This is a genomic window from Pseudoalteromonas rubra (genome assembly GCF_000238295.3).
GTDB classification, from domain to species: domain Bacteria; phylum Pseudomonadota; class Gammaproteobacteria; order Enterobacterales; family Alteromonadaceae; genus Pseudoalteromonas; species Pseudoalteromonas rubra.
Window position 1 is genome coordinate 1,090,965 of record NZ_AHCD03000035.1, and the last position, 20,732, is coordinate 1,111,696.

At 47.0% G+C, this 20,732-nt stretch carries 19 protein-coding genes and 1 pseudogene; 5 read left to right on the forward strand and 15 right to left on the reverse strand.

The window, feature by feature from the left end; genetic code table 11:
- Positions 1 to 209 precede the first annotated feature (209 nt).
- Positions 210 to 2,561, forward strand: coding sequence for a TonB-dependent receptor (locus PRUB_RS16145; protein ID WP_010382382.1), 2,352 nt, complete (start codon positions 210 to 212; stop codon positions 2,559 to 2,561).
- 11 nt (positions 2,562 to 2,572) lie between these two features.
- A complete protein-coding gene (locus PRUB_RS16150) occupies positions 2,573 to 3,484 on the forward strand; it encodes a hypothetical protein (RefSeq protein WP_010382385.1) in 912 nt (303 codons plus the stop codon).
- A gap of 55 nt (positions 3,485 to 3,539) precedes the next feature.
- On the opposite strand, the gene PRUB_RS16155 is transcribed toward PRUB_RS16150, so the two are convergent.
- Complete coding sequence (locus PRUB_RS16155; protein WP_010382387.1) at positions 3,540 to 3,833, reverse strand: ComEA family DNA-binding protein; 294 nt, start codon at positions 3,831 to 3,833, stop codon at positions 3,540 to 3,542.
- A 371-nt stretch (positions 3,834 to 4,204) separates the two neighbouring features.
- On the opposite strand from PRUB_RS16155, the gene PRUB_RS16160 reads away from it, so the two are divergent.
- A complete protein-coding gene (locus tag PRUB_RS16160; RefSeq protein ID WP_010382390.1) occupies positions 4,205 to 4,516 on the forward strand; it encodes a YebG family protein in 312 nt (103 codons plus the stop codon).
- 68 nt (positions 4,517 to 4,584) lie between these two features.
- Here PRUB_RS16160 and PRUB_RS16165 read toward each other — a convergent pair whose 3' ends face one another.
- From PRUB_RS16165 to PRUB_RS16180, 4 genes are all read right to left on the reverse strand, one after another.
- The gene (locus tag PRUB_RS16165; RefSeq protein ID WP_010382391.1) at positions 4,585 to 5,778 is read right to left on the reverse strand and encodes an amino acid aminotransferase; all 1,194 of its coding nucleotides are present in this window, start codon (positions 5,776 to 5,778) and stop codon (positions 4,585 to 4,587) included.
- Positions 5,779 to 5,883: 105 nt separating this feature from the next.
- The gene (locus PRUB_RS16170; protein WP_010382392.1) at positions 5,884 to 6,543 is read right to left on the reverse strand and encodes a GAF domain-containing protein; all 660 of its coding nucleotides are present in this window, start codon (positions 6,541 to 6,543) and stop codon (positions 5,884 to 5,886) included.
- Positions 6,544 to 6,657: 114 nt separating this feature from the next.
- Positions 6,658 to 8,304, reverse strand: coding sequence for a fused response regulator/phosphatase (locus tag PRUB_RS16175; RefSeq protein ID WP_010382393.1), 1,647 nt, complete (start codon positions 8,302 to 8,304; stop codon positions 6,658 to 6,660).
- A gap of 18 nt (positions 8,305 to 8,322) precedes the next feature.
- On the reverse strand, positions 8,323 to 8,628 hold the full coding sequence (locus tag PRUB_RS16180) for an STAS domain-containing protein (protein WP_010382395.1): 306 nt from the start codon (positions 8,626 to 8,628) through the stop codon (positions 8,323 to 8,325).
- Between the two features lie 145 nt (positions 8,629 to 8,773).
- Here PRUB_RS16180 and PRUB_RS16185 point away from each other — a divergent pair, with 145 nt between their 5' ends.
- Positions 8,774 to 9,103, forward strand: a complete 330-nt coding sequence (locus PRUB_RS16185; protein WP_010382397.1) for an SUI1 family translation initiation factor — start codon at positions 8,774 to 8,776, stop codon at positions 9,101 to 9,103.
- 47 nt (positions 9,104 to 9,150) lie between these two features.
- Here the strand turns inward: PRUB_RS16185 and PRUB_RS16190 are convergent, their stop codons facing one another.
- A complete protein-coding gene (locus tag PRUB_RS16190) occupies positions 9,151 to 12,144 on the reverse strand; it encodes a bifunctional diguanylate cyclase/phosphodiesterase (RefSeq protein WP_010382398.1) in 2,994 nt (997 codons plus the stop codon).
- A 316-nt stretch (positions 12,145 to 12,460) separates the two neighbouring features.
- On the opposite strand from PRUB_RS16190, the gene PRUB_RS16195 reads away from it, so the two are divergent.
- Complete coding sequence (locus PRUB_RS16195; protein WP_010382400.1) at positions 12,461 to 13,615, forward strand: chorismate mutase; 1,155 nt, start codon at positions 12,461 to 12,463, stop codon at positions 13,613 to 13,615.
- Between the two features lie 41 nt (positions 13,616 to 13,656).
- Here the strand turns inward: PRUB_RS16195 and tyrA are convergent, their stop codons facing one another.
- The 9 genes and pseudogenes from tyrA to PRUB_RS16235 all read right to left on the reverse strand — a co-directional run bounded on the left by tyrA (position 13,657) and on the right by PRUB_RS16235 (position 20,556).
- A complete protein-coding gene (gene tyrA / locus PRUB_RS16200; RefSeq protein ID WP_010382402.1) occupies positions 13,657 to 14,790 on the reverse strand; it encodes a bifunctional chorismate mutase/prephenate dehydrogenase in 1,134 nt (377 codons plus the stop codon).
- A 161-nt stretch (positions 14,791 to 14,951) separates the two neighbouring features.
- On the reverse strand, positions 14,952 to 15,311 hold the full coding sequence (gene rplS / locus PRUB_RS16205; protein WP_010382405.1) for a 50S ribosomal protein L19: 360 nt from the start codon (positions 15,309 to 15,311) through the stop codon (positions 14,952 to 14,954).
- Between the two features lie 33 nt (positions 15,312 to 15,344).
- Positions 15,345 to 16,109 (reverse strand): tRNA (guanosine(37)-N1)-methyltransferase TrmD, encoded by a 765-nt coding sequence (gene trmD / locus PRUB_RS16210; protein ID WP_010382409.1) that lies wholly within the window; start codon positions 16,107 to 16,109, stop codon positions 15,345 to 15,347.
- Positions 16,109 to 16,216 (reverse strand): annotated as a pseudogene (gene rimM / locus PRUB_RS26695) (ribosome maturation factor RimM); the annotation flags it as partial. The gene trmD (PRUB_RS16210) and the pseudogene rimM (PRUB_RS26695), both read right to left, overlap by 1 nt.
- A gap of 6 nt (positions 16,217 to 16,222) precedes the next feature.
- Positions 16,223 to 16,582, reverse strand: coding sequence for a 50S ribosomal protein L19 (gene rplS, locus PRUB_RS16215; protein ID WP_010382405.1), 360 nt, complete (start codon positions 16,580 to 16,582; stop codon positions 16,223 to 16,225).
- A gap of 33 nt (positions 16,583 to 16,615) precedes the next feature.
- Positions 16,616 to 17,380: a tRNA (guanosine(37)-N1)-methyltransferase TrmD gene (gene trmD, locus PRUB_RS16220; RefSeq protein ID WP_010382409.1), complete on the reverse strand. Its 765-nt coding sequence runs from the start codon at positions 17,378 to 17,380 to the stop codon at positions 16,616 to 16,618.
- The gene (gene rimM / locus PRUB_RS16225; protein ID WP_010382412.1) at positions 17,380 to 17,913 is read right to left on the reverse strand and encodes a ribosome maturation factor RimM; all 534 of its coding nucleotides are present in this window, start codon (positions 17,911 to 17,913) and stop codon (positions 17,380 to 17,382) included. Before rimM (PRUB_RS16225) ends, trmD (PRUB_RS16220) begins: the two co-directional genes overlap by 1 nt.
- Positions 17,914 to 17,930: 17 nt before the next feature.
- Complete coding sequence (gene rpsP / locus PRUB_RS16230) at positions 17,931 to 18,179, reverse strand: 30S ribosomal protein S16 (protein WP_010382415.1); 249 nt, start codon at positions 18,177 to 18,179, stop codon at positions 17,931 to 17,933.
- 286 nt (positions 18,180 to 18,465) lie between these two features.
- Positions 18,466 to 20,556 carry a TonB-dependent hemoglobin/transferrin/lactoferrin family receptor gene (locus tag PRUB_RS16235; protein ID WP_010382417.1) on the reverse strand — a complete coding sequence of 697 codons (2,091 nt, stop codon included), beginning with the start codon at positions 20,554 to 20,556 and terminating at the stop codon, positions 18,466 to 18,468.
- Between the last annotated feature and the right edge of the window lie 176 nt (positions 20,557 to 20,732).

The window sequence follows — 20,732 nt, forward strand, 5'->3', positions numbered from 1 at the left end:
TACAAATTAATGCATTCGACACACCCCATCACATTATTGAGATTTACTGATCACTCTGCTGACGCTCTGCTGCCTGGCTGAGTTAAGACACTAGCCCTGCGGGCCACAATTTAGCTGCTATACTCAATGGCAACGATCCGATAGATGGGGTCATTAGAGCTGGATTATTCTCCAGGGAGTAGGAATAATTGTCATTAATAAGGTACTGAATGAACAATAAACTCCCCAGCATCGCGCGCTTATGCGCAAGTTGTGTGCTGTTTAGCTCAATTTCCTGGGCCGATATACAGCCCGATAGTGACAACGACGTATTTGCTTTATCTATTGATGAGCTGATGGAAGTCACCGTTGAGGCACGTAAAGTCAAAGAGAATGCATTGGCTATCCCCGTCTCAATTTCTGTTATGTCTGAACAATTTCTGCGCGAACGCAACGCCAATACTTTGCTGGAGGCCGCGTACTTTATCCCCAATATAGATATCACCACAGTTGGCGAAAATTCTGGCTGTACACACTGCGCCAACATAACCATCCGTGGCATTGGACAGGTTGACCCACTGCCCACGGTTGACCCTAGTGTAGGGCTCTACCTCGACGGGGTCTACTATGCTCGTTCCCCGGGGGGGATTTTTGACCTGTACGATGTGCGTCAGGTAGAAGTACTGCGAGGCCCACAGGGCGCCATTTTCGGTAAAAATACCATAGGTGGTGCAGTCACAATCTACACGCACGACCCCATCGCGGATACTTTTGCAGATGGCGAAATCACGCTGGGCGCTTTTGAACGCCGAGATGCCCGTATGCGCGCCAACCTTGAACTCAGCGACTCACTCAGTAGCCGCCTGACATTCACTCACCTCAATCGGGATGGTTTTGTCAGGCGTGATAATGGTGAGTTTGAGGGCGGGCAAGATGAATGGGCTGTCACCGCCAAATTTCGTTATCAGATAACACCAAATTTAACGGCGCAGTTGTCTCTGGATCAGCGCAGAATTAATTCAGGGTCCGCACCGTCTATCCTTGCAGCAAAAAACGATCAGGCCGACTTGCTGGTGCTGTACAACGATCTGGTCACACAAAGTGGCGTTGCTGACCCTTATCCGCCGTTGCAGATCTTCGGCTCATCACACCAAAGTGCTTCGCTCGGTACCAACTTTAACACACTGGATCAATCCGGGGCTTTACTCTCTGTCGAATGGCAAACCCCGCAACAGTGGCAAGTAAAGTCATTAACTGCCTATCGGGAGTTCTACGCAACCTATGGCCGGGATTTCGATAATAATCCCGCTGTGATTGGTGATACACAGGACTTTCAGCGCCAGTTTCAGTTCAGTCAGGAGCTGAATATCAGCGGCAGTGCCCTGGATGATCAACTCAGTTGGTTAGTCGGCTTATTCCACTTTGATGAACACATCAATCATCTCACTGATCTGGTCTTTATTGGTGGACTATATCAGGCATTGGAAAATGTACCAGGGCCGTTAGATGGCTCGCCACTGAGCAACCCCACCAGCATAGGCGGGCCTGGTAACCCGCTCAATATTGGTCTGGACATAGACAGTGGTTTTGATAATGAAGTAGACATTAACAGTACCGCTATATATACCCATGCCAAATACGCACTGACACGCCACTGGTCTTTTCACCTTGGAGGGCGCCTCACATTCGAAGATAAGATGCAACAGGTGCAAAGTGACGCTGACAATGCCGGGGTCATTTTGATTGACAGAACGCTGCAAACTCAGGGGCAAAAAAACGGCGGTCCTATTGAACGAAGCTGGCGCGTGTTTTCTCCGCAAGGCGGAATAGAGTATCACTTCAGCGACAAACACTTTGTCTATTTGAGTGCATCACGGGGCTTTAAATCAGGCGGGTTTAACGGCATTCCGAATTCACCAACTTCAGCTCAGCCATTTGACCCCGAATACCTGACAGCTTATGAACTGGGCTATAAGACCAAATTGCTGGCAGACACCCTTCAGCTCAGCGTAGCGGCTTTTGATATGCAACACAAAGCCATGCAGCTAAGGGGCGGCCAATCGACAGAAGCCGGCCTTGAGATCTTTATCGACAATGTCGGAGAAACCAGTATTCGGGGTATTGAAGCCAGTTTTGAGGCCATACCTACACACGACTGGCACCTTTCCGGTAACCTGTCGTATACCGATGCCCAATTTGATTCAGTCGGTACAGCCACGCAGGTAACAACAGACAGTACAGTAATGCGTTCACCGCGCTGGACTGCAGCATTAGGATTACGTTACCACTGGCCGATTGCACAGCGGCACCCGGTAAAGCTATCACTTAACTGGGGCTTTCGCAGCAAAACGTATAACGATGTTTATAATACTGAACTTGGTGCGCAAGGCAGTTTTGCTTTGTTAAATGCACGTATCAGCCATGCCATCACAGCCCAAATGGAAGTTGCACTCTTTGTACGCAACCTCACAGATAAACGGGTATTGATTGGTGGTAATGACTTTACCGAAGTATTCGGGGTCGCGGAGCATTACCTGGCTCCTCCCAGAGAGTGGGGTGTCTCCCTGTCTTACCAATTTTAAAGATGTACATTATGATGACAATCACGCAGTCTGTTTTACTCATAATCATGATGGTTTTACATAGCTGGATTGCATTTTCAGCAAGTGCTCAGGTCCAGCTACTTAGCGATGACCCGCTCGACATCGAGATGGTTTTTTCACAACAGCCTCTGGATATATCCACAGACTCAAACAACCTGGTGCTGAATTACATCTTAAAAACTGCCCCTTCATTTTTCCGCCCGCCTTTGCTGCTTGCGCCGGGTACACGCATCGATCAGCTGCTCCAAAGTAACCTACCCTTTTGCGCCCTAAACCGGATAAAAACTCGCCAGCGAGCAAAACAATATTTATTCAGTTTGCCTGTGCACCTTTATCCCAGCCACAGGTTGTACTTTTTACCACTGAATATTGAACTTGCCCCTTTTCTCAATGAACAGGGGCAACTGACTGACCTTATTGCCCTACTCCAGGCACACCCCAGAACCACCTTGCTCACGGAGGCACAGCGCTCATACGGCGATTACCTGGATACACAGCTGGCCAGGGTTGATAAAACTCAGTTAATCAGGCGTCCTGGCGGTGACAGCTATAAAGCAACCATCACCATGTTCGAGCGAGGCCGGGTGAGTTTTATTCTGACTTACCCCACAACGATTCAACGCTATGCGAGCAAGTTGACACTTGAGCAGGTACATAGCATCGAAATCGCAAACAACCCGCCTTTTGTTCTTGGCCACATTGCCTGCTCTGATACCCCCGAAACCCGGCAATTTCTTAAAGTTGTCAACACCGCACTGCGGCACTTATACCAAACAGCGCGTTTTTATGAGCTGCATCTACGCTACCTTCCTGAGTCAGAGCGTGATTACTTTAAGTTACAACTCGAACAACAAATCACCAAAGCACAATTGAATAATCAAGACATGTACCCGGCAAGATAATAAAAAGAGCAGCCTAAGCTGCTCCTGGAGATGACCAGACTAAACTGGAACAACGCTAAAATGATACCCTGCCTTTAAGTTTGGCAAGAATGTTCACACCTATTCCGTTTACCCGTAACAAAGCATCCATATCCTGAAAGTCTCCCGCTTCTTCGCGAGAGCGAACAATCGCCTGTGCTTTTTTCATGCCAATACCAGGTAAACGGGTTAGCTCTTCTGCACTGGCGTGGTTTACATTCACCACGGCATCAGCAACTTGCTGGGTTGTAGCAGATGCTTGCTCGGGTTGAGCCATAATTGGCAGTGCCGCAGACAGCGCCAATGTCGCTAAAAGTGTTTTGATATTCATCGTGAGATCCCTCAATTAAAATGTCCATTTTTAAAGTATGCATTGCAATGTGCATGCACAGTTAAAATAAAGTAAACACAGAGAAATATGTCAAAATTATGTCTGCTTTTTCTGTTGCTAATTTTTCATCTCACTCTGTTATGCTAATTTTTAGAAACTATGCTAAAGGCAACCTGACACCATCCAATGAGAGCAAACAGACTATCAATATCAATTTGTTTTTATTGATAAAGTCGACATTAGATACGTGCTCATTATGTATATCAATGACACCTGGTTCCGCGGTATCGGTACATAACAGCACTTTATCAGTTGTAATTCTTGACAAATCAAGCTACTGTACATAAAAACAGTGTTCGTGGAGAGTGATCATGGCGGTTATCGTTAAGTATGTGGTAGAAAGAAATGGAGTAGAGCGTATGACGTTTACCAGCAAAAAAGAGGCTGATGCTTATGATAAAATGCTGGATGTTGCAGAAGCGCTTGAAGGCATGTTAGAAAAAGTGGATGTTCCACTCAGTGAGCAACAAGTTGAGTCGCTCGCATTGGAAATTGCCAAACAAAAAGACGATTTTGTGGCCATCCTGAAAGGCGGAAAAGTGTCAACAAAGAAAGACACTGAGGAAAAACCCGCTAACAAGAAAGGGGATGACGATAAAGTCACGGCCATTAAACAGGCCTAATGTCTCAGACCATACCTACAAAAAAGCCAGCTCTTTCGAAGGAGCTGGCTTTTTTAGTAGAAATAAGCTTATTTCAGAACAGTCGCAACTGCATCCGCAAAGTAATTGATGTTGTCTTTGCTCACACCTGCCACGTTTACACGGCTGGAACCCACAATATAGATTGAGTATTCCTCACGTAATCTGTCGATTTGTGCCTTGTTTATGCCCAAGAATGAGAACATCCCGTTCTGACTTTCAATGAAAGAGAAGTCCTGCCCTGTGCCTTTAGCGTTCAAGTTGTCTTTAAGCAGGCTACGCAGACCATTAATACGATCACGCATTTCAGCCAGCTCCTGATGCCACTCCTGAGTCAGCTCCTCGCTACCCAGAATCGTGTTAACAATGTCCGCACCGTGTGCCGGTGGCATTGAATAAATGCTGCGTACAACGCTAAGTAGCACTGAGTTGGCAACATCCGCCACAGCAGCATCCTTAGCAATGAATGAGCATGCCCCGATGCGTTCACGGTAAAGCCCAAAGTTCTTAGAGCATGAAGAACAGATCAGCATCTCGTCGACCGTTGAAGCCAACAAACGCAGGCCCTGAGCGTCTTCTTCCAGGCCGCTTCCAAAACCCTGATAAGCAATGTCAACAAGTGGTGTAAAGCCCACATCTTTCGCTAACTCAGCAACGATTTGCCATTGCTCTGCGTTTAAATCCATACCGCTTGGATTATGACAACATGCGTGGAGCAACACGATATCGCCTTTTGGTACCTGCTTCAGCGCTTCGATCATTTCATCGAACAACAGGCCTTTGTTTTCATAGTCATAGTATGGGTATTCTTTGACTGTCAAACCAGCAGCTTCAAACAGGCTGATGTGGTTCGCCCAAGTTGGTGTAGTAACCCATACAGTGGCATCTGTATTACAGCGCTTAATAAATTCCGCTGCAACACGCAAGGCACCTGTACCACCTGGCGCTTGAGCTGTTCTGGTGCGGTTAGCCAGTAAGGCCGGGTGCTCATTACCCAGCAGCAGCTTTTCCATCTTGTCGCAGTAATCCAGGTTACCCGCTAAACCAATGTAAGATTTGGTTGTTTCATTTTCCAGACGAAACGCTTCAGCCTTTTTTACCGCCTTCAGAACCGGGGTATGACCCTGCTCGTCTTTATACACCCCAACCCCTAGGTCAATCTTATTTGGGTTAGTATCTTTTTTATAGGCGGCCATCAGGCCCAGGATTGGATCCGTCGGAAGTGGTTTTAGTTCTGAAAACATGGTTCTCTCTTTTCCTAATTAACGTAAACGAGGTTTTCTGACTCGTTTGTCACGGGGTTAACTCTGAGCTCATATTAACATAAGTTGTCGCGAAGACGAGCCCGCTTAACTTGGAAGATACTCAATCGCACGAATGCAAGCGGCAACTAAAACTGCCAGCTTGTATTCATCAAAGCACTCCTGCTCGAAAGCTTCAGCATCAATAATCCCGAGGCACTCACCCTGCTGATTTAACAGTGGCAGACACACCTCAGCTTGTACCTTTGGATCACAGGTATAATATTCCCCGCCCTGAGCCACATAATCAGGGATGTTATTGATCACACGTGCCTGCTCAGACATATACGTCTGAATATTGTTTGATGTAGCGGCAAACGCCTCGGTAATCGGAAACAGAGGACGACTGGGTGCACCATAATAAGCCAGCTTCAGCAACTGTTGTATGCCTTCGGCCGGGCGCGCCTGATAAATACCAAACCAGTCAACGCCCGTGGCAGTTTTAACGTATTCAGCAATCGTTTGTAAACGCGACAACTGCCGTTCACTTTCACTGTTACGACTAACAAAATCACTCAGCAAAAAGGGCGCTTCCTGTAAATTGCCGAACAGACTGCAACTGCCCCCCTCGCCCAGTTCTGGAATTTGGTATGACCACGTGGCACTGAGGCTATGGGTATCAAGATACGCATCCAACTCGGCGAGCTGACCCGCCACTACGGCTTCGCTAATAGATAAATTACAATGAGAAAGATAGGTAGAAATCATTTGGCCATCCAAACATCTAAATATCCATCAAATTTAACATGGACGAATGGGGTATGCCAGCGTGTTATGAGAATTTTTTATTTTCAGCAAGAGTGGCAACAGAGAAAAGTCTCGTTATCGCAGCGAATACACCAGCTCAACCTCGTTACCGACCTGATTGTACGTCACACTTTTTGCAATTTCAGAGAGTAACTCGACGCCCCTGCCATGCTCCTGCTGTGACTGATGAAGTGCCGTTGAACTGTGGTCGAAGCCATTTCCAGAGTCGCAGATATTAAAAACCAGACAAAATTCATCCGGACAAAAACGCACATTGATGATGATCAGTGCATCTTTGAGACTTTCCAGCGCGCGTGCTCTTTGCTGATAATACTCAATAAAACCATCGTCCTGATTTTTCAAATCCGACTGTAATCCCAGCACCCCATGGTCCAGTGAGTTGTTATATGCCTCGGACAGTAATAGGAACACATTTGATCTGTGTGCGTGCAGACCTTCTACTTGCGACAGGATATCAACCAACTCCAGTACCGGATCGGTATATCGCATCTGTTGTGCATTTAGCGAAATACTAATGTTAAAAGGTAAAGTTGAATACTCAGGGGGTAAGGCCTCAGTAGAAGTATCGGGCAGGCAGTTAATAATTGCGATGCTCAAATCGTCCTGCTGCTCTTTGTGTCCGCTGTATTCGCGCACTTGCTGGATAATATCTTTTGTCGAGATATCGACTTTGCAACTCAATACATCGATCAAACGCTGCTCACCAAACAATTCACCGTCCGGCGCTTCACTCTCAATAATACCATCTGTTGCCATCACAATACGGGTGCCTACATCCACTTCAAAATGCAGCGTATTGCGCTCAAATTCATCCTCATCGAGGATCCCAAGGGACATGTGCTGAGACTCAATGGTTTTAAGTATTTGCCCCTGGCCATCTATTAGATAGATGTCCGGGAATCCACCTAACCAGGCAGACAAATTTCTCCCGGAACTGCTGATTTCTATAATGGCTGCGGCACAAAACATATGCCCAGGTAGCAGCGTATTCAATGAACTATTGAGCTCTGCTGCGATATCATTCACCGCCATCCCTTTTTGCACCATAGTGTAAAAAATTTTAGATGCAGGTAACGCCCCCACTGCGGCCGCTAAGCCGTGCCCGGTAAAATCACCTAACAAGCAATAAAAGCCGCCAATCGGGCTTTTCGCCATCAGGAACATATCCCCGTTGAACATTGAGGCGGGTGACAAGTGATAGTCACATAAATCCGCAAAATCTTGCTGCCCGGACAAAGCATTACGGAAAATATGTTCGACGATTTCATGTTCTCGTTCGATTTGATTGTAGTGGTACTCTAGCTGTTTCTTTTGCTCGTGGGCTTCTTTACTGAGCTTTCTTGTCCGAGCATGTGCACGGATTTTTGCTGACAGCACAATCCTGTCAAACGGTTTATGTATGAAGTCGTCTCCCCCAACATGGAGGCACTTCTCGAAACTGGCGTGATCTTCCAGCGCGGTGATGAATATCACAGGCAAGTATACATCACCCGCGTGCTCTTTAATCTTGGGCGCAGTTTCAAAGCCATCCATGACGGGCATCATTACGTCCAACAGAACGATATCCACATCATGCTCGTAGAGCAAATTCAACGCTTCCTGACCATTATTTGCCACCAGCACGTCATAGTGTTGGTGCTCAAGCATAGTTTGTAGCAATCGACAATTGAGTGGCTGATCATCCACAACCAAAATTAACATGCACGAGTCCCTCGTGAATTAGTCAATATCGAATTTTTTATCGAAGCGTGAAATTTGTAAGATCTTCTTCAGCTGGGGTCTGCAATTACTGATCTGTATACTTGATACCGAATCACCCAGGGTCTTCTTCATATTGAGCAACATACCTAATGCGGAGCTATCCATGTAGTCAGTGTCGCGAAGATCAACGACCACTTTCTCCGTTTGATTACCTACGTCGGCATAGGCCTGACGAAAAGACTGGACCAAGTTGAAATCAAATTTCCCTTTGATTTGAATCGTTAGAGTTTTTCCATCCGCTGAAGCATTTTTGCTCAGGCTCATCGCAAGCTCCTACTTTGGTTAAATTTTGGTATCCATGATGTTGTTTTAAATATAAACCGATAAGTCAAATTAGCCAAAAAATTATCTCGCTTCAAACCGCTTTTTGTTACCATAAGGGTATTAAGATTTATACAGGAGAGGCAAAATGTCAGAAAGTCGTTTGGTGTACTCCACCGAGTCTGGCCGGATCAAACATACCGAAAGCCAGCCAGAACCAGAAGTGAAATTATTTAAAGATGGCGCTGTACGAATAGAGCGACAGACAAAAGGCCGCAAAGGAAAAGGCGTCATGCTGGTCGTGGGTATCGACCCGACGGAGCATGACCTGAAGAAACTGGCCAAAACCCTGAAAAGTAAAATGGGCCAGGGCGGCGCACTCAAAGACAACATCATTGAGATCCAGGGCGATGATCGCAACAAGCTCAAAGCCTTGCTGGAAGCGCAGGGCTTTAAGGTTAAAATAGCCGGCGGCTAACCTGAAGGCAGTGCGAAGTCTGTCCCGGGCTGACTTCTCAGACCAATTTAATGCGCCTGTTTACCCTGACCAATGTCTGGATGCTGACTTTGCATTAAGATTTCATGTTCAGTCAAAGGGGCGCTGTAATAATAACCTTGCACGATAAAGCAGTTATTTCTTTGTAAGAAAGCCACTTGCTCCTGCGTCTCCACCCCCTCTGCAATCACTTTCATACTGAGCTTTTGTGCCATTGCGATGATTGCCGCGGTGATTTCCATATCATTAGAATCCTCGGGGATATCCTTCACAAATGAGCGGTCCACTTTGAGTACATCAACCGGAAAACGCTTTAAATAACTCAGTGACGAGTAACCAGTGCCAAAATCATCAATGGACAAAGACACACCGAGCTTTTTCATTTCCAGGAGCTGCTCAATGGCGGCTTCAACGTCTCCCATTAGCATACTCTCTGTGAGCTCCAGATGCAGCATTTGAGGTGACAGGCCAGTCTCTTTTAGTGTCATTGCAATGTTGTCAATCAGCTCAGCATCTTTAAACTGACGAGCTGACAGGTTGATGGAAATATCTGCGGTACGGCCACTGCGGCGTAACCTGGCCGAAAACTGGCAGGCTTCACGCAATACCCAGGCGCCAAGCTCCACTATCATACCGGTTGCCTCGGCAATGGGTATAAATTTTGTGGGTGCAATAAAGCCTTTCTCAGGGTGATACCAACGCACCAGGGCTTCGTAACCAACCACTTGCTCCGTTATGCTGTCAATCTGCGGTTGATAGCGCAAACTGAACTGTCCTTCCTTAATGGCCTGGCGCAGTTCATTTTCAATATACAAACGCTCATTGGCCGCAGCGTCCAGCTCCTGAGAGTAAAAATGGAATGTATTTCGTCCCTTCGCTTTGGCCTCATACATGGCCAAGTCTGCGTGTTTCAGTAGCTGCTCTTCTTCTTTACTATCAAAAGGAGCCAGTGTTATCCCAATACTGGCGCTGACAATCACTTCATTATTGCCAAGCCGGATTGGCTTTGCCAATGTTCGCTGTATGGTATGTGCTACATCCATGGCATTTTCACGACTTTCAATCCCACTGAGCAAAACAGCAAATTCATCACCACCGAGACGTGCAATCGTGTCCTCTGCGCGTAACCTCTGTTTTAGCCTGTCAGCCACTTCGACCAACAACCGGTCTCCAGCGTCGTGGCCCAGCGTATCATTGATGCGTTTAAATTCATCAAGATCAAAGTAAAACAGTGCAAAGGCATAATGCCCGCGCTCTGCCAGTGCCATCGACTTACGCAGTTGCATGCGGAAAAAAGTGCGATTTGCCAGCCCGGTCAATGTGTCAAAATAAGCCAACTCTTCCATTTTCCGCTGGCTTTCTTTAACGAAGGAAATATCCTGAGCCGACGCCACATAGCTGGAAATGCGCCCATTCTCCTCTCTGATTGGGGAAATACTCAAGCTCACCCAGATCGGCTCATCAGAGACGCCTTGTAGCAGTGTATCACCTCGCCAATAATTACGACTGCGAAGATCAAAGTCTATGTCATCGACAATGATTGCCATCTCTTTAGAGACAATACCGAGCAAAGGCGCACCGGTGAAATGTGCTTCATTAAAGCCGGTCATTTCCATCATTTTGGGATTGACATATTCAATCTTGAATCTGTCATTGGTGATCAACACCCCGGTACCCGAGAACTCAACCGCCTTACCTAGCCGGTTTGCTTGCTTTTGCGCGGACTCCCTTTCTGACACCCGGGTATTCAGCCCATGGATCAATTTACGGGTTTCATCGCTCATATCGTTGATTGAAGCATTCAACATACCCAGCTCATCATTGGCATCTGGCAGTTCGGGATGGTCAAGCTGCCCCTTACCAAACGACACCAACGCATCCACAGACTGATTAATGCGTCTGAGGATCAAGTGATAGATCACCTGATGCAGTAACAGAGACACAAACAGCCCATAAATGATAAACAATCCTGAGAACTTCCACTTTAAATCATGCAAGGCAAACAAAGCCGAATCTCGTTTTTTATAATAACCGATATACCAGTCCAGCTCGGTCAGGTGAACGACATTCGCCAAATAAGACTCCTGCTGATACCCGAATTCACTTTGCAAACTAGGTAAGTTAACGCGCAACGTATTATCTATCATCTCCTGAAAAGCTGCGGGTAAGGAGTCCTTATTTGCCAGTTGATTATTATGCGCAATGATGCCCATATTGGGTGCAGATAACACCCGCCCTTGCTTATCAAACACTATATATGCAGACTCTTCGGTGGCTTTCGGCAGCCGTCTAAGCAACACATCGAGCTCCAGATCACTGCCCGTGAACCCTCGATAAACATCGTCAACATACAATGGTACGAGTACACTAACGACCCATTTGCTCCAGACTGCATCATAATGAATCCCAGACCACAGTGCCTGACGAGTGGGATTTAGTTCTTCACGCAACAGCGGCAATGCATGAATACTGAAATGACTGCTCCCTTTGCCGTCCACAAGCAACGAGTTTGGCGGCGAAATACGCACAAAATCATCTGTGGTGTGAAGATAAAAATTAAAGAAGTCCTGTAATAACAAAGGAGACAGAGAGTTCCAGACAAACTCTGATTCGGTAAGCAAAGCCTGAGTCTGTTCGTTCAGGTTTTTTACTGGCAAGTAAGCCGCAGAAATACCATTTGCCGCGATACTATTGATGCGCTCATCGTTGCGATTAATTTGTACCTGCTGTTCAGATGAGGTTTGCCCGGATTGCTCCGAAAACAAAGATTTGCTCACCACCATGTTGGCTTGCTGAGCGAGCTTTTTCTTTAACGTGAGAAACTCGGAAAAGTGCATCAGGGTTTGTTCGCTTTGCACTCTCAACTCATGAAATTCTTCATAAACAAGTTGCTTTTCTTCGGTTTTCAACATTAAGGCAGCAGCAATTGCCCCGGCAATCAAACACACAGCGGCAGTTAACACCGGAAGTTTGACACTGAGCGAGTTAAAACCAAAGCGAGACACAGGTCGTCGATAGCCCACGATAAACCTTTTAGCTAGTTATAGTTTTTTCAAGATAAGTGCGCAGAATATACCAGATCATGGGGAACCTCGCCAAACACTTTGCCAGATATGTCTCAATTCGGACTTGTATAGTTAAAATGATCTGTGCTAATAATAGCGTTAATTAAATTAAGCACCAAAATTTAGACAGATTTATGACTTTAACAACACGCAACTATTTTTTCTTTTTTAGCTTCTTTAGGTGAAGAGGCTTAACTGTTTGCGTGTAAAAGTTCAGATAGCTAAGCCTCCCACACCGGGAGGCTTTTTTTTGGCACAATGGGAGTGAGGACCTATGACACAAGATACTTTGGATGCTCTGCGTAAAGACATCAACGAAATTGACTCTGAGCTGCTTATCCTGCTGGCAAAACGCCGCAGACTAAGCCACAGCGTATTGGAATATAAGATCACCAATAACAAACCAATCCGAGACGAAGCCCGCGAGCTCGCGCTACTGGAAAAGCTCATCAACTATGGTAAATCACTAGGCCTGGACCCTTTTTATATCAACAATGTTTTTCAGGTTATCCTGGAAGATTCAGTATTGAATCAACAAGCGATGCTACAAAAAAGCCTGAACCCGGAGTCGTTAAGCGATACACATAAAGTGGCTTACCTTGGCGGACAAGGATCATACAGCCAGCTTGCCTGCCATAAATATTTTAGCCGCCGCCCGGGTACCCTGGTCGAACTTGGATGCCAGACATTTTTAGATATCACCCAGTCTGTCGAAAAAGGTCAGGCTGATTACGGTATTTTACCCATTGAAAACACCAGCTCTGGCAGTATCAATGAAGTCTTTGATTTACTCCAGCACGCTCAGGTTTCGATTATTGGCGAGGTGACGCACAGTGTAGAGCATTGTTTGTTGGCGCAAGAAGGCACAACCCTCAAAGACATCAACAAAATCTTTGCACATCACCAACCCTTCGCGCAATGCAGTCGCTTCCTGGAAGGGCTTGGCGACCTGACGCAAGAAGCCTGCGACTCCACCTCCAGTGCGCTTAAACTGGCAGCCGATACCCCGAATAGTGCCGCGATTGGCTCAGCTCAGGCCGGGAAAGGGTTCGGTCTTGAAGTGTTGAAAACGGGCCTCGCGAACCAGGCTGAGAATCACAGCCGCTTTATTGTCGTTGCACGTCAGCCACTGCAAGTATCGACACAGATCCCGACCAAAACCAGCCTGATCATGGCAACCAAGCAAAAAGTCGGCTCACTTGCCGACGCCCTGATGGTATTCAAAGAGCACAACATTAATATGACTAAGCTGGAATCGCGTCCAGTGCCGGGTAACCCCTGGGAAGAAGTGTTTTACGTTGACCTACAGGCCAATGTCGCTGATAAGCTGGTGCAAAGCGCCCTTGAATCGCTAAAAGAGCATACTCAGTTTGTGCGTATTCTGGGCTGTTATCAAAGTGAATCTTTGCAGGCTGTCGAAGTTGTATAAGGTATCCAGAGCGAGGTCTGCCTCGCTCTGATCTGAAGCAATTATGAAATGACCTTAGCGTCGTTAGCCTTGTTCAGCAAACCACGGCTTTGGCGCAAAAAGGTTTGGGCACTGTCCGAAAAATATCCCTTCGCTTCTTCAAACGCGGCCATTAAGGCGGCTTTATCCCCGGCCTGAAGCCTGGTCAGGGTCTGCTCAAACGTATCCTGATAGCTCGCGAGCAACCCTTCTACCTCGTCAAATTGAGCCAGCATAATGTCGGTATAGAGCTCTCCCGATTGCGCGAACAAACGACCGACCATCATGAGTTCTAACTGATAAATTGGCGATGAGCAGCTTCTTAGCTCTTCCAGTGTATGACATTGCCGGGCCAAAAACTGGCCATATACAAAGGTTGTCAGGTGGCGCATAACCTGAATGATCTGCATCGCCTGATCGTGTTTTTTAGCCGCCATGTTCGCCAAATGACAGCCCCAGATCTGTAATTGCTCAAGCAGCCCCTGGTAAACTTCACTACCTCGCCCGTCGCACACTACGACCGTCTGTTTAACCCAATGTGAAATGTCCGGACCAAACATAGGGTGTAATCCGACCACAGGCCCGGAGTGCTTTTTCATCATTGCCTGTAGCGGGGCTTGTTTAACCGATGTAATATCAGCGAGTATACATTCATCAGGCAGTGGTGGCAGGCCCTGGATCACTTGCTCTAAGGCATTAATGGGCACGCTTAACAATACCAATCTGGCGTCTGCTAGAATGCTTGCCTGATCGGCCTGCTGTGCCTTATCGAGCACCCGTACTTCATACCCAGAGCGTTGCAACTGGCGAGCAAAAAGTTGGCCCATCGCACCCGCGCCACCCACAATCACCACAGGGGACAATTGCGGTGCTGCACATGCCAATTCACTTTGCTGATTTTCATAAGCCTCGCGCATCATACGACGCAGAATATCTTCAACCAGATCCGGGTTTACCCCTTTGCGCTCAGCCTGTGCTCGCCGGGCCTCAATCAGACTCGCTTCTCGTTGCGGCACATGCAGTGGTGCCCCGGAGGCTTGTTTAATTTTCCCCACCTGTTCAGTTAACTCACGCCGCTGCGCGAGCAGGTCAACTAACGCGCTGTCACACGCGTCAATTTTCTCCCTGAGCAAGGATAGTTCAGATGTTTGACTCATTCCCATAGCGTAAACTATTATTTACTTCAGTAAACTAAAAGATACAGCCAGTCTAACAGGAAGAAATAGGATTAGAAAGCGGATTGATATTATAGGATACAAAAACCAAAACGGGCCACTCAAAGAGTGGCCCGTTTTTAAGCATTGGTATATGCAACGTATTAGTTAAGTTTTTCTTTAATACGTGCAGACTTACCAGAACGCTCACGCAGATAGTAGATCTTCGCGCGACGTACTGCACCACGACGCTTCACAGCAATGCTGCTGATAAGAGGGCTGTGCGTTTGGAATACACGCTCTACACCTTCACCGTTCGAGATTTTACGAACTGTGAATGCAGAGTGAAGACCACGGTTACGCTTAGCGATTACAACACCTTCAAAGGCCTGTAGACGCTCTTTGTTACCTTCTTTTACACGAACCTGAACAACAACTGTATCGCCTGGGGCGAATGCAGGTACGTCTTTTTTAAGCTGCTCTTCTTCAAGCGCTTTAATAATATTTTGGTTTACTTTTGCCATTTTATTTCTCACATTCCTAGGAGTAACTGTCTTCTAGCCACAAGCTTCATGTTCTTGCTGAAATTCAGCAAGCAAACGTACTTGCTCCTCAGTCAGAGCTAGGTTACGCAACAAGTCTGGACGGCGTAACCAAGTTCTTCCCAGTGACTGCTTTAAGCGCCACTCGGCTATCGCTTGGTGGTTTCCACTGAGTAATACAGCAGGCACCTGTTTTCCATCCAACGTTTCTGGCCGAGTATAGTGTGGACAATCTAATAAGCCGTCTGAAAACGAATCTTGTTCTGCAGACTGGTTGTGTCCCAGCACACCAGGCACCAATCGCGCAACTGCGTCGATCAATGTCATGGCAGGCAGTTCACCCCCACTTAAAATAAAATCCCCGATAGACCATTCTTCGTCGACATACGACTCGATGATCCGCTCGTCTATACCTTCGTAGCGACCAGCGACTAAAATCAACTTTTCGGATTGAGCCAGCTCGGCCGCACCTTGTTGATCTAACTTCCGCCCTTGTGGAGACATATAAATTACTTTAGCGCCCTCCCCTGCTGCCTGTTTGGCGTCAAGGATAGCTTGCTTGAGAGGCTCGACCATCATCAACATCCCCGGACCACCACCATAAGGTCGGTCATCAACGGTTCTGTGCTTATCTAGCGCATAGTCTCTCGGGTTCCAGCAGTGAAAGTCGATCAGCCCATTTTTTACGGCCCGACCGGTTACACCTTGCTGAGTTACCGCGTCAAACATTTCAGGAAAGAGTGAAATCACTCCAACCCATAGTTTTTGCTGTTCACTCATTAAAATGCCGGATCCCAGTCTACAGTAATTTCTCTTTCTTCGTGTTTAACCTCAATCACAACAGAATCTGTCAGGAATGGAATTAAACGCTCAGCCTTGGTATATGCAACGTATTAGTTAAGTTTTTCTTTAATACGTGCAGACTTACCAGAACGCTCACGCAGATAGTAGATCTTCGCGCGACGTACTGCACCACGACGCTTCACAGCAATGCTGCTGATAAGAGGGCTGTGCGTTTGGAATACACGCTCTACACCTTCACCGTTCGAGATTTTACGAACTGTGAATGCAGAGTGAAGACCACGGTTACGCTTAGCGATTACAACACCTTCAAAGGCCTGTAGACGCTCTTTGTTACCTTCTTTTACACGAACCTGAACAACAACTGTATCGCCTGGGGCGAATGCAGGTACGTCTTTTTTAAGCTGCTCTTCTTCAAGCGCTTTAATAATATTTTGGTTTACTTTTGCCATTTTATTTCTCACATTCCTAGGAGTAACTGTCTTCTAGCCACAAGCTTCATGTTCTTGCTGAAATTCAGCAAGCAAACGTACTTGCTCCTCAGTCAGAGCTAGGTTACGCAACAAGTCTGGACGGCGTAACCAAGTTCTTCCCAGTGACTGCTTTAAGCGCCACTCGGCTATCGCTTGGTGGTTTCCACTGAGTAATACAGCAGGCACCTGTTTTCCATCCAACGTTTCTGGCCGAGTATAGTGTGGACAATCTAATAAGCCGTCTGAAAACGAATCTTGTTCTGCAGACTGGTTGTGTCCCAGCACACCAGGCACCAATCGCGCAACTGCGTCGATCAATGTCATGGCAGGCAGTTCACCCCCACTTAAAATAAAATCCCCGATAGACCATTCTTCGTCGACATACGACTCGATGATCCGCTCGTCTATACCTTCGTAGCGACCAGCGACTAAAATCAACTTTTCGGATTGAGCCAGCTCGGCCGCACCTTGTTGATCTAACTTCCGCCCTTGTGGAGACATATAAATTACTTTAGCGCCCTCCCCTGCTGCCTGTTTGGCGTCAAGGATAGCTTGCTTGAGAGGCTCGACCATCATCAACATCCCCGGACCACCACCATAAGGTCGGTCATCAACGGTTCTGTGCTTATCTAGCGCATAGTCTCTCGGGTTCCAGCAGTGAAAGTCGATCAGCCCATTTTTTACGGCCCGACCGGTTACACCTTGCTGAGTTACCGCGTCAAACATTTCAGGAAAGAGTGAAATCACTCCAACCCATAGTTTTTGCTGTTCACTCATTAAAATGCCGGATCCCAGTCTACAGTAATTTCTCTTTCTTCGTGTTTAACCTCAATCACAACAGAATCTGTCAGGAATGGAATTAAACGCTCAGCCTGACCAAATGCATCTTTTTTGTTTGCTTTCACAACCAAAACGTCATTTGACCCTGTCTCCATCAAGTCATCAACATGACCCAGGTTATACCCTTTTGTCGTAACGACTGTCATACCGATGAGATCTCGCCAATAAAACTCCCCTTCTGGTAATTCGGGAAGCTGCTCTACATCCACTGAGATTTCTGCATTGGTCAATGCCATTGCTTCGTCTCTGTCGTTGATGTTTGCAAACTTAGCGATAAAGCCCTTGCTATGTCGACGCCAGTCGCTCACTTCAAGGGTTTGCCATTTACCTTGTTGACCTATCAACCATGGGCTGAAATCGAAGATCCCTTGGGGATCATCAGTAAATGAATGCACCTTAAGCCAACCTTTGATGCCATAAGGAGCACCAAGTTTACCAACAACGATTGTCGAGGTTTTTTCTTGACTCATGGTTACACTTACGCCTATTAAGCCGCTTTACGAGCGTCTTTAACCAGTTTAGCTACGCGATCAGAAAGACCAGCGCCCTGACCTACCCAGTGATCAACACGGGCAAGGTCTAGACGAAGCTTTTCTTCTTGACCAGCAGCGATTGGGTTAAAGAAACCTACTTTCTCGATGAAACGACCGTCACGCGAGAAACGGCTATCCGCAACCACGATTTGATAGAATGGACGCTTTTTAGCGCCGCCACGTTGCAAACGAATAGTTACCATACCGTCCTCTACATAGATTGACTGTTTTCATTAATAAGATTTGCTTCCCACTTTGGGAAGCTGGGGAATTGTACGTCTTTTTTCACGCATTGCAAGTGTGAAATCCATTTTATTACCAAATGATGAAGACCTAGTGCCGTTGGCCGGGAGTAACGCCTTAGTGGGTATGTATTTACAGAGCCATACCCACTCACTTAGGCCTACGTAAGACTACCTGTCAGGTACAAAGAAGAGTTTTACACACAACCCCCTTCTTTATAAAGATAAGGTAATAAAAGCATGCAGATCAGAAAGTCACTTTTACCTTGGCCGCCAGATGTCGCCCAGGCATGGTGTACTGAGACAAGTCCGTGTCTAAGGCACTGCCCGCAACACGCTCGTACTGCACATATTCTTTGTCCAGCAAGTTAAACACGCCCATATTCACTTTCCAGTTGTGCCATTGATAGTCAGCAAACACATCTACAGTCGCCCAACCTGATGTTTTAATGTTCGTATCGGAAGGGACTTTGTCCATGTTGCTCGCAGCACGCAGCGCAGTGGTTAACGACCAGTTGTCAGAGTCGTACCGCGCTTTAACAAACCCGTTGAGCGGGCTCAAAGACTCTATATATTCATCGGTTTGTGCGTTTTTCCCATGCAGATAAGTCAGGCCACTGTCTAAGGCAATCTGATCATCCAGCCACAGAGTCATGCTGGCTTCAATCCCTTTGATTTTAACTTCCTCAATATTTTGATACTGGAATACCTGCTTACTGACGTTTGGAATAAAGGTGGGCTCAGTGCGGATCAGCTGATTGGCAATAAAATCATCGAAAGTCGAGTGAAATACAGCCACTGAAAACTGGCTGTTATCAAAGTGCCCCTTTAAGCCAAGCTCAAGGCTGTCACTGGATTCCGGATCCAGGTCTGAATTAGGCATGATCTGGTAAAATGGCTCAACGCCATGGTTCTGGTAAGCCTGGTCATGTGGCGGGATCTTAAAGCCCCTTGCATATTGGCCAATCAGATTCAGCTGCTCCGTGATGCTGTACACAACCCCCAGCTTAGGCGACAACGCGGTTTCATTGATTTTTCCAAATGCGCCTTCTGTGTATAGTACATTGTCTTTTGGCGTCATCCGGTAGCTGTCGAGACGCAGCCCGGCATTCACCGTCAGTGTATCGGGGATCAACGCTACATTATCCTGCACAAATATCCCCAGCAGCGTTGTATCAGCACCGGGAAAAGCTTTTTGCGCTTCGCGATCTTTCACCAGGTCGCCTTGCAACGTGCGCCGTGATTTATAACGAGGACGCTGCGTTTCATAACGATCAACATCGAAGCCATACACCAGCTGATGCTGTACATTGCTCAGGTTAAGCTGCTTGTCGAGTACCAGGCGGGTGCCAATAATGGTTTGCTCAAACCGGTAGTCATTGTTATCCACGTAGGGCCCGGTGCGATCTGCACCTGTGCGGACTTGATCACTTGTTTGTTCATAATCACTGAGGTAAACCTGCGCTTCAAGACTATCGAACAGCTTAGTTGCTGCACTGCTTTTATATAGCGCCGACACCGCCAGGCTATCATTAATCTCAGCCGTTTCATTGCGTTGTATTGCCAGCACCTGATCGGTTTTCTGTTTATAGTAGTCCAGCGTGACCAATAAACTGGACTGCGTATCCAGCGCGAGCTCACCTTTGAGCACCGCAGCAGTCGCAGTGTAGTCGTAGTTCGGAAGAGATTCGTCATAGTTTTGTGTCTGCTCGCCCTCACGGCGGGTTAATTGGGCTGAAATCGCATGTTCACCCAGACGCGTTGCGAATACACCACTGAGACTCTGCTCGTCACTGGCACCATGATAGCCAGCGCTCAGGTGCGCATAACGTGTGCTGCCTGCCAGGTAGTCGGTGGGCGACTTAGTGGATATGACAACAATGCCACCCAGTGCGTCGGAGCCATATAATGAAGAGGCAGCCCCTTTGGCGATTTCAATTTGTCTGACACCTTCTACATCCAGATAGCCACGCCCAATCAACAGCCCCTGACCCCCTTGGTATGCATCATTGAGACGACGACCATCTTTAATATATACGATCCGATTACCGCCAACTCCGCGTACAGTGATTGCCTGAGCACTACCGGCATTGCCTTGCGTGGTCATGCCGGTCTGATACCGAAGCGCCGTTGCCAGGTCAATACTGACTTCCTGATCCAGAGCCTGCTCTGTCACCACGCTGACGCTGCCAGTCACATCCGATAGCTTTTGCGCGATCCGCGAACCACTAACGACAATCACCTCAGCGGACTTTTCAAATTCATCGGCCTTTACATCGGTTGTACCAAGAAGCGCCGCCACTATACCAAGCGCAATACTGCTGTGCTTTAGAGTCATAGAAACCTCATTCAGAGAATTGATTAGAACTATTTTGCTGTGCACTATAATGTCCCGATAACCCAATTGCAAATGATAATGGTTTGCATTTTTATATTTATGTAGATTAAATCGAATTCATTCAGTAGAATCAAACCCTCGCGAGGGAGATACCTCTTTAGCAACGGTTGCCCTTG

Coding starts and splice junctions, on each gene's coding strand:
- rplS (WP_010382405.1), bottom strand. CDS start 16,582: ATGGCAAAAGTAAACCAAAATATTATTAAAGCGCTTGAAGAAGAGCAG.
- PRUB_RS16155 (WP_010382387.1), bottom strand. CDS start 3,833: ATGAATATCAAAACACTTTTAGCGACATTGGCGCTGTCTGCGGCACTG.
- PRUB_RS16175 (WP_010382393.1), bottom strand. CDS start 8,304: ATGTTAATTTTGGTTGTGGATGATCAGCCACTCAATTGTCGATTGCTA.
- trmD (WP_010382409.1), bottom strand. CDS start 16,109: ATGAGTGAACAGCAAAAACTATGGGTTGGAGTGATTTCACTCTTTCCT.
- PRUB_RS16185 (WP_010382397.1), top strand. CDS start 8,774: ATGTCAGAAAGTCGTTTGGTGTACTCCACCGAGTCTGGCCGGATCAAA.
- PRUB_RS16165 (WP_010382391.1), bottom strand. CDS start 5,778: ATGTTTTCAGAACTAAAACCACTTCCGACGGATCCAATCCTGGGCCTG.
- rpsP (WP_010382415.1), bottom strand. CDS start 18,179: ATGGTAACTATTCGTTTGCAACGTGGCGGCGCTAAAAAGCGTCCATTC.
- PRUB_RS16235 (WP_010382417.1), bottom strand. CDS start 20,556: ATGACTCTAAAGCACAGCAGTATTGCGCTTGGTATAGTGGCGGCGCTT.
- PRUB_RS16195 (WP_010382400.1), top strand. CDS start 12,461: ATGACACAAGATACTTTGGATGCTCTGCGTAAAGACATCAACGAAATT.
- PRUB_RS16170 (WP_010382392.1), bottom strand. CDS start 6,543: ATGATTTCTACCTATCTTTCTCATTGTAATTTATCTATTAGCGAAGCC.
- PRUB_RS16180 (WP_010382395.1), bottom strand. CDS start 8,628: ATGAGCCTGAGCAAAAATGCTTCAGCGGATGGAAAAACTCTAACGATT.
- PRUB_RS16145 (WP_010382382.1), top strand. CDS start 210: ATGAACAATAAACTCCCCAGCATCGCGCGCTTATGCGCAAGTTGTGTG.
- rplS (WP_010382405.1), bottom strand. CDS start 15,311: ATGGCAAAAGTAAACCAAAATATTATTAAAGCGCTTGAAGAAGAGCAG.
- PRUB_RS16160 (WP_010382390.1), top strand. CDS start 4,205: ATGGCGGTTATCGTTAAGTATGTGGTAGAAAGAAATGGAGTAGAGCGT.
- PRUB_RS16150 (WP_010382385.1), top strand. CDS start 2,573: ATGATGACAATCACGCAGTCTGTTTTACTCATAATCATGATGGTTTTA.
- tyrA (WP_010382402.1), bottom strand. CDS start 14,790: ATGAGTCAAACATCTGAACTATCCTTGCTCAGGGAGAAAATTGACGCG.
- rimM (WP_010382412.1), bottom strand. CDS start 17,913: ATGAGTCAAGAAAAAACCTCGACAATCGTTGTTGGTAAACTTGGTGCT.
- trmD (WP_010382409.1), bottom strand. CDS start 17,380: ATGAGTGAACAGCAAAAACTATGGGTTGGAGTGATTTCACTCTTTCCT.